The organism is Paraliobacillus sp. X-1268 (genome assembly GCF_003426095.1).
GTDB classification, from domain to species: domain Bacteria; phylum Bacillota; class Bacilli; order Bacillales; family Amphibacillaceae; genus Paraliobacillus_A; species Paraliobacillus_A zengyii.
Genome location: NZ_QJSK01000016.1, coordinates 1 through 13,921, shown reverse-complemented (window position 1 = coordinate 13,921; position 13,921 = coordinate 1). Strand labels below are relative to the sequence as shown.

Below are 13,921 nucleotides of genomic sequence, written 5' to 3'. Positions count from 1 at the left end.
TAGTATAAACTATTCGTATTTCTTATTCAAATGAATGTTTGAATATTATCAAAAAGTTATAATTTAATTGATGGGTGAATGTGTTAAAATTAAAAAAACTTGTTTTAAGAAAGGGGATGATGAATCATGAAAGAACATCAAACAGCAGGCTTTTGGATAAGATTAGGAGCTAGAGCGTTGGATGGCATTATTATCACTACTGTTTTTGCTTTGGTATATGGTTTAATAATGGGGAAGATTCCAATTGATTTAACACAAGAGTGGACTTGGCAAATAGTCATTACAGCTTATGCAACTATCTTACCAGTATTATGGTGTGGCTATAGTATTGGTAAAAAGATATGTCGGATAAACATAAGACGTTATGCGGATGATGGGCAGGTCACCTTTTGGAATATGTTTTTGCGTGAGGTAGTTGGTTATCAACTTCTTTCAATCGTTACATTTGGCGTCTCCATAATCATCAGTGCTTTCATGGTAGCTTTTTTAAAAGATAAACGTGCGATTCATGATTTTATAAGCGGTACGTACGTTAAGAGAGATTAATAAATTATTTTTATAAAAAGAGGGGATGCATGAATGTCTAATCAAAATGTATTGTTGCATGAACCACTATATCCTGATGTGGGAGCCTCTTCCATTGAACTGGCATTGTTTGCAAGTCGTCCGTTAAGGCGTCTAAAACATCTTGCACATTTTGGTGCGGGTTCTTTGATATCTTCTGTTGTTCATTCGCGTTTTGAACATACAGTTGGTGTCTGGAAATTGACTGCTTATTTCTTTCCGGAAAATATTGAGTTACGTATAGCTGCTATTTTGCATGATATTGGTCATTTGCCATTTTCTCATGCTGTAGAAAAGATATTAGATTTTAACCATCATCAGTTAACGGTGCAGTATATAAAAGAAAAAGAAATCAACTCTATCTTAATTAATGGAGGCATTGATCCGGAACAGATAATAAATTTGTTAAATATGGACTCAGCCTTAACTGGTATCGGTAATAATTTAGGGATTGACCACTTAGATAGCTTCTTACGAGATACATATATGGCTGGTAAGCTAGATGTACTGCCAAAGAATGTTTTAAAAAAGCTCGCTTGTTCACAACATGGAATAGAGACCGATGAAGAAACTGGGCTCTATCTACTTCAATTAATTTTAGCAGATCATCAACTTTTCTTATTCCCTAAAATGGTTGGGATTGATCGTCTTTTAGCTGAAGCGATTCGGTGCCATTGGAAAGAAGTTGGATCGGAAACAGATAGATTTGATTTTACTCGAATGATCGATGCTGACGTAGTTAATATATTGAAAAAATCACCTTCTACGAAAGCAAATAAAATCATTAATATAGTAAGCTATCAACCAAATAGAATTATAATATACCCCAAGCAATCAGGAAAAGGTTATCCAATAAGGGTTCGGAAAATGTATCGAAAGTCACCATTATGTAATGGTAGACTTTTAGCTGATTATAATGAACAAGCTCAATATATAATCGATAAGTTAACCTCACTGACTTTTGAAATGGAGGTCGCTTTTGATTGAAAGATACGAAAATGAAAAAATTAGTTTGCTTCGGTGATAGTATTACGGCTAGGCATGAGGGATTCGATGAGCCGATGCTAACAGTTAAGCTAGCAGCAAAGTTAGCGAACTATCACGTTATTAACGCAGGGATCTCTGGTAATAATACAGTAGACGCAATAAATCGCTTAGAAGCGGATGTCCTTTTAAGGGAGCCAGACTTGGTTACCGTTATGTTTGGCGCTAATGACGCGGCTTTTCACAAAATGATAGCTATAGATACATATCAAGAGAACCTTTTTAAAATTGTACGAACGATTGGTCCTAAGAAGACAATTTTAATCACACCTAGCCCTGTCGATGAATCGATTCAGTTTGCGCGAACGAATACTGTACTCGCTACGTATGCAGCTGTTGTTAGAAATGTTGCAGAAAAGACGGGGGCTGGTTATATTGCTTTATTCTCTGAGTTGTTGGCATGTGAGAAATACCAACAAAAATTAAAAGGAATAAGAAATGATGGACTCCATTTCGGTGAAGCAGGCTATGATTATTTAGTAGATTTAATTATAAAAAAGCTGACGGAGGAATACAGATGGCATCAATAGACGATTTCAATAAATTAGATATACGGATAGGGACAGTCTTGCAGGCGGATGCATTTCCAGAAGCACGCAAACCTGCAATAAAGCTTGAAATTGATTTTGGAGAACTGGGGATCAAAAAGTCTTCTGCACAAATTACCAAAAGATATGAACCAGAACAATTAGTAGGTCGACAAGTTGTTGCAGTAGTAAACTTTCCAGCTATGCGTGTTGCTGGCTTTAAATCTGAAGTGCTTGTGATCGGAGGTGTACCTGGTGCAGATGATGTCGTATTGTTAAGTCCAGACGAAAAAGTAGCGAATGGGACGATAGTATCGTGAAAAGTTAATGTTTATTCCCCTTCCTTGTTGGGAACGGTTAAGAAGAACTTACTTTGGAGGGGAAGCGTAGATGGATGATGAAACTATGCGAAGTTGGTATGCTACAGGTGTAGAAGATCTCAAAAAAAGATTAGATACGAATATAGATGAAGGTTTAACGAAAGATGAAGCAAAAGCGAGACTAGAAAAAGAAGGAAAAAACAAGCTCGATGAGGTAAAGAAAGAGTCTACGTTAAAGAAAATTATCAAACAGTTTAATGATGTAATTATCTATGTGCTAATTGCTGCTACGATAATTACATTTTTAATTAACCAGTATATTGATTCAGCCGTGATCGGTACAGTTGTGATCGTTAACGCATTAATTGGTTACTTACAAGAAAACAAGGCAGAAAAAGCGTTAGATAGTATCCGTAATATGTTATCGGCCGAAGCTACAGTCAAACGTGGTGGTCAACGAATTGAAATAAATGCAGAAGAGATTGTTAAAGGTGATATTGTTTATTTATTTCCTGGCGATCGGGTGCCTGCAGATCTTAGGATTATTGATACAGATAATTTGAAAATGGAAGAAGCGGCCTTAACAGGTGAATCAGATTCGGTAGAAAAACAAATCGAAGCTTTACCTGCTGACACCGTATTAGCAGACCGTATCAATATGGCATTTTCCAGTACATCCGTTACTTCTGGCACAGGTGTTGGTGTCGTAGTAGAAACAGGTAATGATACTGAAATTGGTAAAATCAATGAAAGCATGACAGAAGTAAAAGAAATGGAGACACCATTAACAAAACAAACGGCTACTTTTGGTAAGAATATTACGATTGCTGTTGTCATAATAGCAATTGGATTTTTTGCGTTTGCATACTTTTTCCGGGATTACGAAATAGGTGAGTTATTCTTATCTGTTATCGCAATGGTAGTAGGATCGATCCCAGAAGGATTGCCTGCCATTATGTCAATGATCCTAGCCATTGGTGTGCAGAAGATGGCGAAACGAAATGCAATTGTAAAAAGTTTACCCTCTGTCGAAACACTAGGATCAGTAACGGTTATTAACTCAGATAAAACGGGAACTTTAACTAAAAATGAAATGACTGTAAAGTCGGTTGTGACAGCGGAAAATACTTATAAAGTTTCAGGTGAGGGGTACGCACCTGTAGGAGAAATACAAGCAAACGCTGATAAAGAAGATCCGCTACTCGAAAAGTTTCTCCTTGCAACGAAAACTGCAAATGAATCCTCCTTAACAAAAGACGAAGAAGATCGCTGGGCTATTAGTGGTGAACCAACGGATGGCTGTTTTATTACGTTAGCAGAAAAAACAGCGCTAACTTTACCAGAAACAGAAGAAGTTGATAAAATTCCATTCGACTCTGACTATAAATACATGGCGACACTATCTGACGTTCCAAATGATGGACGCTATATATTCGTTAAAGGTGCGCCTGGTGAACTATTTAATATGGTCGAAGATATGGAAGGATTTGATCGTAACTATTGGGAAGATCAGATGGAACAATTGGCTAAACAAGGTCAACGTGTCATTGCGGCTGGCTATAAAAAAGTAGCTGATGACGTTGAAGCACTGTCACATGATGACTTATCCACAGATATTACGTTTCTAGGGTTAGCTGGTATTATTGATCCACCGCGTGAAGAAGCAATTAAAGCTGTTAAAGCCGCACACTCGGCTGGAGTCCAAGTTAAAATGATTACAGGTGACCATCCAGAAACTGCGCTCGCAATTGGTAATAAAATTGGTCTACATACAAATGACCAAGCAATAACAGGTAAAGAAATCGATAAAATGACTGACGAAGAACTAGCTTCTGTTATTAAAGATTATGCTATATTTGCTCGTACAAGTCCGGATAATAAATTACGCATTGTTACAGCATTGCAAGAAAATGGTGAAGTAACATCAATGACCGGAGATGGTGTTAACGATGCACCAGCACTTAAAAAAGCTGATATAGGTGTAGCGATGGGAATTAAAGGAACAGAAGTCGCAAAAGATGCCTCGAATATGATTCTGACAGATGATAACTTCAAGACAATTGTCGATGCAATAGAAGAAGGTCGTCGCGTTTATGATAATGTGAAAAAGACGATATTATTCCTGTTACCTACTAGTGCAGCAGAAGGATTTATCGTTATGGCAAGTATTTTGCTGGGAATTTCCATGTTGTTAAGTCCTGTTCAACTATTGTGGATTAATATGGTTTCGGCCATCACTATATCTTTTGCATTCGTTTATGAACCTGCTGAAAAAGATGTGATGATTCGTAAGCCAAGAGAAAAGGGAACACAATTGTTAAGCAAGTACTATGTATTTCGAATCTTTTATGTGGCAGCACTTGTAGCTGGTGGTGGTTTGATTGCTAATGCAATAATGGTAGATAATGGTTATGCACATGCAGTAGCTAATACAGTGACATTAAATATTGTTGTATTTGGTAAAATGTTTTACTTATTTAATGTTAGAAACGAACATGGATTTGCGCTAAACAAAAGCTTTTTCACGAATAAAATTGCATTTATTGTTTGTGCGATTTTAATTCTACTTCAGCTTGCGATTACGTATTTACCATTTATGCAAACTATTTTTGCCACAGCAGCACTAGATATTGGACTCTGGTTAATTCCGATTGGAGTCGGATTAAGTGTATTTATAATAGTAGAAATAGAGAAGTATTTGAAACGAACATTTTTTAATGGCAATAAAGCCTAAGAGTTTTCATGAAAAAGCACTGTATCTCCATTGAAGATACAGTGTTTTACTATTTTTTATGTCATTCACAACCAATACCATCGCCATCTCGGTCTAAATGTGTACCATAACCAGGATCTCCTTCTGAAATAGGACTAGCATTTGCTTCAGCTACTGCCGTACAATTTTGATAGTAAACATCTGAGCTTGTTTCATCTATATCGACTGTTGTAAAACCATCTTCAGTTACATAACCATCCTCACTCCAGATGTTAAGATCAGCTGCTTTTGCTTTAGTTTCGGCTTCCTTTAGTTGGTCGGAATGTGTGTAAGGCGGATCATATTCATAGGCGTAACGTGCGAATCCCTCTTCCAACAACATTTCATTAAAAAGTTCACCGTCTATCCATATATATGCTAACAGTCGGTCATACTTATCTCGCTTTGGACCATCATATTCGAGCTGAATTTGAGTGCCTTCTGTCAATTTTTCTTTAGCAAACTTACTCGCTTGTTCTCCGTAGGGTTGGACTGGCAGGTTAGGATGTTTTGTCTCAGGTGTATCAACTAGTAAAAGTCGAACACTTTCCTCTTCACCATCCAAGATAATATGGACCGTATCGCCGTCGACAACACGATCCACAGTTGCGGAAGGAAGATCCGAATCTGTTTGTGTTTCCCTGTTTAGATCAGTTTGAAGACCACAGCCAGTTAATAAGGTTAATATGATTAGTAATAAGCCTAGTTTTTTCTGTAATAAAGTTGCCATTATTCTATGATGTCCTCCTTGTTTTTAGCAACATTCATTTTAGCATAGATAAAAAAAGAAGGCTTCCGATTTTTCGGAAACCTTCACGTATTATTTTTCTTCGGGAATGCCACATGAATCATCAGTACAAAATTCTGTTTTAGAAGTTGAAAGATCCGTAAATTTTGGCTTTGGATTTTCTTCTTCCCAAACTGTATTTAAGGCATCTTTAAATGTTTCTACTGGTTGAGCACCAGAAATTGCATATTTATCGTTAATTACAAAAAACGGTACACCAGTCACACCGTATTGTTGTGCCAATGATTCGTCAGCTCGTACGTCATTAGCAAAAGCTGTTTCATCTTGAAGAACTTCTATTGCTTTTGTTTTCTCTAGCCCAGCATCTTCTGCAATCTTAACTAATGCATCTGTTTCACTTAGATTAACAGAATCGGTAAAATAACCATACAATAGTTTCTCTGTCAAGATTGCTTCTTTACCAATACTTTTGGCATATTTTGCTAAGCGATGCGCGTTAAACGTATTAGTCGGTTTCATTGTTTCGAAATGGAATGTCAAACCAACACTTTCAGCTTGCTGACCAAGTCCAGCGTTTGTCTCTTTCGCTTGTTCGATTGGCATCCCATACTTATCAGCAATTGCTTCATGAATGCTCTTACCTGCATATACTGCTGCATTTGGATCTAATTCAAAGCTTTTAAATTCTATTTCAACACTATCTTTTTGCGGGAATTGTTCGAGCGCTTGTTCTAGGCGACGTTTCCCAATATAGCAAAACGGACAAACAAAATCAGACCATACATCTATTTTCATTAGAACACCTCAGTTATTTAATTAATCTTTGCATGTTTATTCTGCCATAATAAGTAGAAAAGATGAAATCATTTGCTTATGTATAGACTGAATAGTAAAGAAAAATGACTAATGATGATGAAATAGTACTTGAATATTAGTCGAATCTATGGCAAAGTTGGTAGTGTAATTAATTAAATAGCACGTTTCAATGTAGGGGGACCAGTTTGGCTGGTTGAGATCGTATCCGTTATAGATACTGACCCTTGGAACCTGATCTGGCTGAGACCAGCGTAGGGAACATATATGAACACGAATAGAAGTGACTATATATGCGCCCAGGCTAATGCCTAAGCGTATTTTTTTTCGTGAAAAAGGATATGTTCCTCCACAAATAAAAGGGGGATTTTAAGATGAAGAAAGTATTATTTTTATTGGTTACACTTGGATTTATTATTACAGGGTGTGCAAATGACGAACAAGCTAGTCAAGAATTGGAGAAAGTAACGATGGTGCTAGACTGGACACCAAATACAAATCATACCGGGCTTTATGTTGCGCAAGCTGAAGGTTTTTTTGAAGAAGAAGGCTTAGATGTAGAAATTACATTGCCAAGTGAATCTGGTGCAGATCAAGTTGTAGCAGCGGAAAAAGCTGATTTTGGAATTAGTGCACAGGAAACAATTACAGAGGCTCGGACACAAGATATACCGATTGTATCTATTGCAGCAGTTATTCAGCATAATACTTCAGGATTTGCTTCTCCAGTAGATAAAGAAATTACATCACCTGCAGATTATGCCGGTAAAACGTATGGTGGTTGGGGAGCACCAGTTGAGGCAGCAGTAATTGACTCACTAATGAAACAAGAAGACGCTAGTGTGGAAGATGTGAACATAATCAATATGGGAAATACTGATTTCTTCACGGCGGTAGAACGTGATATTGATTTTGCTTGGATATATTATGGGTGGACAGGTGTTGAGGCTGAGCTTCGTGGTGTTGATCTAAACATGCAGTATCTAACCGATTACTCAGAGAAATTAGATTACTACACACCAGTCATTACAACGAATGAAATGATGATCGATGAGAATCCAGAAACAGTTGAAAAGTTCTTAGCGGCTGTAGCAAAAGGGTATAATTATGCAATAGATAATCCAGAAGAAGCGGCAGATATTTTAATTGAAGCTGTACCTGATTTAGACCCAGAACTTGTGAAGGCTAGTCAAGCATGGTTATCACCAAAATATCAGGATGACGCAGCTAAATGGGGTGTCCAAGATGTTGAAGTGTGGGAAAATTACGCAGATTGGATGTACGAAAATGATTTATTAGAGACAGAACTTAATGCGAATGATGCATTTACGAATGAATTTTTACCTGAAGATTAAAAGGGAGGCTCTCGAAAAATGGCTAATGCACTTGTAAGTATTCAAATTATCCCAAAAACAAAAAATGGCGAAGATGTCATTCCATATGTTGACGCAGCAATCGCAGTAATCGAAGCATCTGGTGTGAGGTACCAAGTTAATCCACTCGAAACGACAATGGAAGGTGAATTAACGGAGCTATTTCAAATTATAGAAAAAATGAATGTAGAAATGGCTGCCCGTGGTTGTCCGAGTATTATTTCGCAAGTGAAAGTCTATTATAAGCCTGATGGTGCATCAATGGACGTATTAACAGAGAAGTATCGTTAAGTAAAAGGGAGGGATGGCGGTGCCAGTTTTGACATCGCCTTTCTAATATGAAAAAAATTACAACAAAAACGATCAGTCCAATTATCGTCATTGCTGTTCTTATCGTATTATGGGAAACGATTAGTCACCTTTTTGATATCCCAGCATGGCTATTACCGGCACCAACTGTAATTGTTCAAGAAGGAATCGCTGGTTGGAGTGGCTATCAGCATCACCTTATCTCTACAACGAAATTATCAGTAATTGGATTTGCCATTGGCGTATCAGTGGGACTTATGGTGGCGATTAGTTTGCATATATTACCAACCTTTAAAAAGGCCTTTTATCCGTTATTGATTTTATCGCAAAACATTCCGATTATCGTACTTGCACCACTGCTCGTTATTTGGTTTGGATTTGGGGTAATGCCTAAACTTATTGTCATTACACTCGTTTGTTTCTTTCCAATCGCGGTTTCGACATTAGATGGTTTTCGCCAAACAAGTCACGAATTGTTGCATTACATGCAGATGGCCGGTGCATCCAAACGGCAGATCTTCACGAAACTAGAATTACCACATGCGCTACCATCAGTTTTTTCGGGCTTAAAAATCGCTGCAACCTATAGTGTAATGGGCGCAGTTATTTCCGAATGGCTTGGAGCAAATCAGGGAATTGGCGTCTATATGACATTAGCTCAGTCCTCTTTTCGAACGGATCGTGTTTTTGTTGCTATTTTCTTTATTATGCTCTTATGCATGCTCTTCTTTGGAATTATTGTTGGCTTAGAAAAGATATTTATTAAAGGACGTGTGAAGGAGGAAAACAATTGAGCGAACTTGTCGTTAAACAAATCGGAAAGTCATTTGTAGATCAAGAAGTGCTAGCTGATCTATCTTTTTCAGTCAAAGATGGTGAATTCGTTTCTTTACTAGGTCCGTCTGGAAGTGGAAAAAGCACACTATTTCATTTGATAGGTGGCATGTACACACCTGACACTGGTGACTTTTACCTTGATGGAAATAAGATTACTGGTAAACGCGGAGCAATCAGTTATACACCACAAAGTCCGTCGCTATTTCCATGGCGAACGATTTTAGAAAATGTTGTTTTAGGTGCAGAGATTCAAGGTAAACCTGATTATCAAAAAGCACGATCTATGTTAGCTAAAGCTGGACTGTCTGGTTATGAAGATACATATCCATATGCGTTATCAGGAGGGATGCGTCAACGCGTTGCTTTCGTTCGTGCATTGTTAAGTCCACAAGATTTCATTTGTTTAGACGAGCCGTTTTCCGCTTTAGATGAATTCACCCGATTGGAAATGCAGAAATGGCTATTAAAAATTTGGGAAGAGAATCGTCAATCAATTCTTTTTGTTACCCATAACATTGAAGAAGCACTTTACTTATCTGATCGGATTATTGTTTTATCAAGCAAACCAGCTACAATAAAAAAGGAGTTCAACATACCATTTGAACGTCCGCGTGATCCGAATCTTTTTTTGACGGAAGAATTTTTGCAATGGAAAAAATCTATTTATCAAGAGTTGCAGGGGGCAATCTAATGTTTCCGATTATTGATGCACATATTCATTTGGATTTATATGCAAGATCTGAACGTCTGAAAATACTAGCTGAGTTGGAACAAGTGAAAGTAGAGGCACTGATCTGTGTTTCCAATGATGTTCATTCGGCAGAAAAAGTAATGAAGCTAGCCAGAAGAGATGCTCGAGTTAAGCCGGCAATAGGTTTTCATCCAGAACAATTCTTACCAACCTCAACTGAGTTGGAAATGATACTGTCTCAAATAGAACAGTATCAACATGAGATAGTTGCTATCGGCGAAGTAGGTTTGCCTTTTTATAAACGGCAGAAAGAACCTAATTTGGATTACGAACCTTATGTCGAATTACTAGAACAATTTATTAAACAGGCTGCACGTCTGGACAAGCCAATTGTTTTGCATGCTGTCTATGACGATGCTCCAATTGTTTGTGATCTGTTAGAAAAACACAATCTAAAAGATGTGCATTTTCATTGGTTTAAAGGGGATCAGCATACAATTGATCGAATGATTGACAATGGCTATTTTATTTCGATTACACCAGATTGTCTCTATGAAGAAGAAATACAAACACTTGTTACAAGCTATCCCCTCAATCAAATGATGGTTGAAACAGATGGACCATGGCCGTTCGAAGGTCCCGTTTCAAAAGAGAAAACCCATCCGAAAATGATTCATCAATCAATCGCAAAAATTGCCGAACTGAAGCAATTACCAATCAGCGAAGTCTATCAGCAGTTATACAACAACACAAAAACGTTTTACCGCTTAGAAAACTAGTATTTACTAGTTTTTTTATTTTGATTTTTCGCAAACAGTGTTGCTATTCACTATTCAGACTTGAGAGAAACTGCGACGTAGTGAAACTTCTTTATCCGCTACGTCAGCAAATGGTTTCGCTTTCCGTGGGCACAACCTTAGCTATCTATAGAAGCAAAGAACGCTTCTATAGAGGATCTTCGGTTTGTGCTGTTCCCACAGGAGACTCAACCATTTGCTTCCTTCGCTGGAATCTAATTATAAACGATATCAATATGGACAGAAAAGATGGATTAAACTAGATGAAAATAATAATAGTTCATTTATATGTAAAGATTTATACTCTCTGTTAGTGATGGGAAGGTGGATATTAGCGTATCAAGTGAAATTGACGACACTCCTGCAGGAACAGCGCGGGCTGAAGATCCACTCGGAAACGTTCTTAGTTTCCGAGTTAGCTGAAGCCGTGCCTGCGGAAAGGGAGTCAATTTTACTTGAGTAGCGGGTCAAGAAATTCTGTTACGTCGCAGTTGATAGTAATTCGACTTAATTTATGTTGTGTTGGAATTTGTGGAAATATAGTTTTTAATTAAAGTTTTTAAAAAACAATTTGAAATGCATCCATTTTCTTCCTAATAGTATAGCTTAGAGGGTCAGGCGTATGCTATACTTACTGTGCAATGCAGAATTATATCTTGTGAGAATAAGATATATAGACTTTTTCTTTAGAAGGTTAAATAGATTAGAAAGATATGTTAGGGAGGAAAAAGTCTTATGAAAGAAACGGCGATAGTTTATTGTGAAAGTAATTTTGGTTCAAAGGATGGAAAGACAGCCAATGGACTGGTAAGAAGCTCAAGAAAATTTGAGATTGTTGGTGTTATTGATAGTACGAAGACTGGAATGGATACAGGTGAAATACTTGTTGGAGAAAAAAATGGCATTCCAATATTTGAGAACTTAACAGATGCAATCGAAAAATTAGATAAAGTACCGAATCAATTTATATATGGAATTGCTCCATCTGAAGGATTTCTAAAGGAAGATGAAAGAAGTATCGTTTTACGAGCAATGGAAAAAGGGATTAATATTATCAATCCACTACATGAATTTTTCACAGATGATAAGGAATTCACAACTGTGGCGAAACAATTTGGAATTTCCATTCTTGACGTTAGAAAACCTGCAGCAAAAAAAGATTTACACTTATTTTCAGGTCGAATCCTAAATATTAACACACCTGTCGTTGCAGTACTGGGTACTGATAGTGCAAATGGTAAGCGAACTACTTCTGTATTACTTGAAGATGCCTTGCTATCAAAAGGATTAAATGTTGCATTTATTGCAACCGGACAAACTGGTATTATACAAGGTGCGAAGTATGGCGTTGCTATTGATGCTGTTCCATCACAGTTTATGACTGGTGAAATTGAACATCAAATCATGCGTGCTTATGATAATGACAAACCAGATATCATAATCGTTGAAGGCCAGGGCGCGTTAAGCCACCCTGCATACATTAGTTCAGGTGGAATTATTAGAGGATCTAGACCTGGAGCAATTATTGTTCAGCACGCACCTAAACGAGAACGCACAGGTGACTTCAGTTATGAGAAAATGCCCACGATTGAAAGTGAAATAAATCTTATAGAAACATTCTCTAAATCAAAGGTAATCGCAATAACGATAAATCATGAAAATATGACGGATGAAGAACTAAATACAACAATTTCAGAGTATGAATTAAATCATAAACTACCAACAACAGATACACTAAAGTTTGGCTGTGACAAACTAATTACGAGTATTTTTGATGCTTTTCCAGAATTAAAAAGCAAACAAACAGTTGGTTTATCTAAATAAACAGTTTTGATATAAACTAAAAATGGTAATTTACCTATCCTTATATACATGGATAGGGATTTTTGGTTTCTAAGGGAAAACAACTAATTTTTGTACTATGTATAGAATATAAATTCCGGCATAATATGAATATCTATTAGTAGAATAAAGTGGAACGTGCTTTAACTGATTAAAGAGTACATAAAGTAATTGTAGAATGGGATTGATAAGCATGGAAGACTGGTTAATGACAGTAATGAATAGTTATGGTTATCTAGGTATTGCTTTTTTAATTGCAATTGAGAACATTTTCCCACCGATTCCATCAGAAGTTATTCTTACATTTGGCGGCTTTTTAACGATAACAACAACAATGTCAGTAGTGGGAGTTATCATTGCATCAACAGCGGGATCAGTGATAGGTGCGATCGCACTCTATTTTATTGGTTGGTCGATATCCATCGAAACGTTAAAAAAATTCATTGCAAAACGTGGTCATATACTTCGTCTAAAAGAAACTGATGTCGATCGGGCAATCGGTTGGTTTAATAAATATGGTGGTTGGAGTGTTTTCTTATGTCGTTTTGTTCCGCTTATTCGTAGTTTAATATCCATTCCAGCAGGCTTGGCCAAAATGCGAGTGATTCCGTTTCTTCTATTAACTACATTAGGATCTCTGATTTGGAATAGTGTACTTGTCGGACTGGGTGCTTATGTAGGTGAATCATGGCATGATATAGTTCGTATTATGGAAAGTTACTCGACGGTATTATATGCTCTACTTAGTATTATGGTTGTCATAGGTGTGTTGATTTTTATAAAAAAAAGAAAATAACCTGACTAAGAAAAGTGAAGTTAGGGAATACATACCTAGTAGGTACTTTTAACAAATCATTTTGAGGTATAGTTTTATATAGAAGGAAGTAGATCTTATCTCTTAAAATCGTTTAATTAATTCTAATTTGTTATTTACAATGTAAATGATTGTATGGTATATTGAACTCTATTGCTTTTTCGAGGTGATAACAAATAAGTTTAAGTTAATAAATTCATTGTTGACTTTATTTTAAACCGTGTTATAATTATTTAGCTGACGAAATAACGTTGGCTATAACAACATTGTTTTTATAACATGATTGTTTGAACGAAAAAAAGTATTGACGTAACATTATGTAGATGTTATAATGTATAAGTTGCCTTGAAAAAGGATAACGAAAAATTGATCTTTGAAAACTGAACGAAACACACAGTATGTTAAGTAAGTAGAAACAACAAGCTAGTTAAGTATTTGAGCAGCAAGCTCGCATTTTATGGAGAGTTTGATCTTGGCTCAGGACGAACGC

At 36.7% G+C, this 13,921-nt stretch carries 14 protein-coding genes and 1 riboswitch; of the genes, 12 read left to right on the top strand and 2 right to left on the bottom strand.

The features are described from left to right. The first annotated feature begins 126 nt into the window (after window positions 1–126). The 5 genes from D2K62_RS14430 (at window position 127) to D2K62_RS14410 (ending at window position 5,189) form a co-directional block, all read left to right on the top strand. Window positions 127–546, top strand: a complete 420-nt coding sequence (locus D2K62_RS14430; protein WP_112180211.1) for an RDD family protein — start codon at window positions 127–129, stop codon at window positions 544–546. A gap of 33 nt (window positions 547–579) precedes the next feature. Continuing rightward, window positions 580–1,551 carry an HD domain-containing protein gene (locus D2K62_RS14425; RefSeq protein WP_112180212.1) on the top strand — a complete coding sequence of 324 codons (972 nt, stop codon included), beginning with the start codon at window positions 580–582 and terminating at the stop codon, window positions 1,549–1,551. After that, window positions 1,548–2,138, top strand: a complete 591-nt coding sequence (locus D2K62_RS14420) for a DUF459 domain-containing protein (protein ID WP_232828023.1) — start codon at window positions 1,548–1,550, stop codon at window positions 2,136–2,138. The genes D2K62_RS14425 and D2K62_RS14420 overlap by 4 nt, the downstream gene beginning before the upstream one ends. Continuing rightward, window positions 2,126–2,455 (top strand): chaperone CsaA, encoded by a 330-nt coding sequence (gene csaA / locus D2K62_RS14415; protein ID WP_112180213.1) that lies wholly within the window; start codon window positions 2,126–2,128, stop codon window positions 2,453–2,455. The genes D2K62_RS14420 and csaA overlap by 13 nt, the downstream gene beginning before the upstream one ends. 70 nt (window positions 2,456–2,525) lie before the next feature. Continuing rightward, window positions 2,526–5,189: a cation-transporting P-type ATPase gene (locus D2K62_RS14410; RefSeq protein ID WP_117161639.1), complete on the top strand. Its 2,664-nt coding sequence runs from the start codon at window positions 2,526–2,528 to the stop codon at window positions 5,187–5,189. A 61-nt stretch (window positions 5,190–5,250) separates the two neighbouring features. Here D2K62_RS14410 and D2K62_RS14405 read toward each other — a convergent pair whose 3' ends face one another. Together D2K62_RS14405 and D2K62_RS14400 are read right to left on the bottom strand one after the other, a co-directional pair. Further along, window positions 5,251–5,937, bottom strand: coding sequence for a thermonuclease family protein (locus tag D2K62_RS14405; RefSeq protein ID WP_117161638.1), 687 nt, complete (start codon window positions 5,935–5,937; stop codon window positions 5,251–5,253). A 90-nt stretch (window positions 5,938–6,027) separates the two neighbouring features. Continuing rightward, on the bottom strand, window positions 6,028–6,750 hold the full coding sequence (locus D2K62_RS14400) for a DsbA family oxidoreductase (protein WP_112180216.1): 723 nt from the start codon (window positions 6,748–6,750) through the stop codon (window positions 6,028–6,030). A 184-nt stretch (window positions 6,751–6,934) separates the two neighbouring features. After that, window positions 6,935–7,046: riboswitch (TPP riboswitch) on the top strand. Between the two features lie 96 nt (window positions 7,047–7,142). Here D2K62_RS14400 and D2K62_RS14395 point away from each other — a divergent pair. The 7 genes from D2K62_RS14395 to D2K62_RS14360 all read left to right on the top strand — a co-directional run bounded on the left by D2K62_RS14395 (window position 7,143) and on the right by D2K62_RS14360 (window position 13,413). Then, window positions 7,143–8,123: an ABC transporter substrate-binding protein gene (locus D2K62_RS14395; protein WP_112180217.1), complete on the top strand. Its 981-nt coding sequence runs from the start codon at window positions 7,143–7,145 to the stop codon at window positions 8,121–8,123. A gap of 18 nt (window positions 8,124–8,141) precedes the next feature. Beyond that, window positions 8,142–8,432 carry a thiamine-binding protein gene (locus D2K62_RS14390; RefSeq protein ID WP_117161637.1) on the top strand — a complete coding sequence of 97 codons (291 nt, stop codon included), beginning with the start codon at window positions 8,142–8,144 and terminating at the stop codon, window positions 8,430–8,432. Between the two features lie 47 nt (window positions 8,433–8,479). Next, the gene (locus D2K62_RS14385) at window positions 8,480–9,244 is read left to right on the top strand and encodes an ABC transporter permease (protein ID WP_117161636.1); all 765 of its coding nucleotides are present in this window, start codon (window positions 8,480–8,482) and stop codon (window positions 9,242–9,244) included. Next, on the top strand, window positions 9,241–9,978 hold the full coding sequence (locus D2K62_RS14380) for an ABC transporter ATP-binding protein (RefSeq protein WP_112180220.1): 738 nt from the start codon (window positions 9,241–9,243) through the stop codon (window positions 9,976–9,978). The genes D2K62_RS14385 and D2K62_RS14380 overlap by 4 nt, the downstream gene beginning before the upstream one ends. Further along, window positions 9,978–10,757, top strand: a complete 780-nt coding sequence (locus D2K62_RS14375; RefSeq protein ID WP_112180221.1) for a TatD family hydrolase — start codon at window positions 9,978–9,980, stop codon at window positions 10,755–10,757. Before D2K62_RS14380 ends, D2K62_RS14375 begins: the two co-directional genes overlap by 1 nt. 753 nt (window positions 10,758–11,510) lie before the next feature. After that, a complete protein-coding gene (locus tag D2K62_RS14365) occupies window positions 11,511–12,599 on the top strand; it encodes an N-acetyltransferase DgcN family protein (protein WP_117161634.1) in 1,089 nt (362 codons plus the stop codon). Window positions 12,600–12,810: 211 nt separating this feature from the next. Continuing rightward, window positions 12,811–13,413, top strand: a complete 603-nt coding sequence (locus D2K62_RS14360) for a DedA family protein (protein WP_117161633.1) — start codon at window positions 12,811–12,813, stop codon at window positions 13,411–13,413. The last annotated feature ends 508 nt before the right edge of the window (window positions 13,414–13,921 follow it).

Coding starts and splice junctions, on each gene's coding strand:
- D2K62_RS14395 (WP_112180217.1), top strand. CDS start 7,143: ATGAAGAAAGTATTATTTTTATTGGTTACACTTGGATTTATTATTACA.
- D2K62_RS14360 (WP_117161633.1), top strand. CDS start 12,811: ATGGAAGACTGGTTAATGACAGTAATGAATAGTTATGGTTATCTAGGT.
- D2K62_RS14410 (WP_117161639.1), top strand. CDS start 2,526: ATGGATGATGAAACTATGCGAAGTTGGTATGCTACAGGTGTAGAAGAT.
- D2K62_RS14390 (WP_117161637.1), top strand. CDS start 8,142: ATGGCTAATGCACTTGTAAGTATTCAAATTATCCCAAAAACAAAAAAT.
- D2K62_RS14405 (WP_117161638.1), bottom strand. CDS start 5,937: ATGGCAACTTTATTACAGAAAAAACTAGGCTTATTACTAATCATATTA.
- D2K62_RS14375 (WP_112180221.1), top strand. CDS start 9,978: ATGTTTCCGATTATTGATGCACATATTCATTTGGATTTATATGCAAGA.
- D2K62_RS14385 (WP_117161636.1), top strand. CDS start 8,480: ATGAAAAAAATTACAACAAAAACGATCAGTCCAATTATCGTCATTGCT.
- D2K62_RS14365 (WP_117161634.1), top strand. CDS start 11,511: ATGAAAGAAACGGCGATAGTTTATTGTGAAAGTAATTTTGGTTCAAAG.
- csaA (WP_112180213.1), top strand. CDS start 2,126: ATGGCATCAATAGACGATTTCAATAAATTAGATATACGGATAGGGACA.
- D2K62_RS14430 (WP_112180211.1), top strand. CDS start 127: ATGAAAGAACATCAAACAGCAGGCTTTTGGATAAGATTAGGAGCTAGA.
- D2K62_RS14425 (WP_112180212.1), top strand. CDS start 580: ATGTCTAATCAAAATGTATTGTTGCATGAACCACTATATCCTGATGTG.
- D2K62_RS14400 (WP_112180216.1), bottom strand. CDS start 6,750: ATGAAAATAGATGTATGGTCTGATTTTGTTTGTCCGTTTTGCTATATT.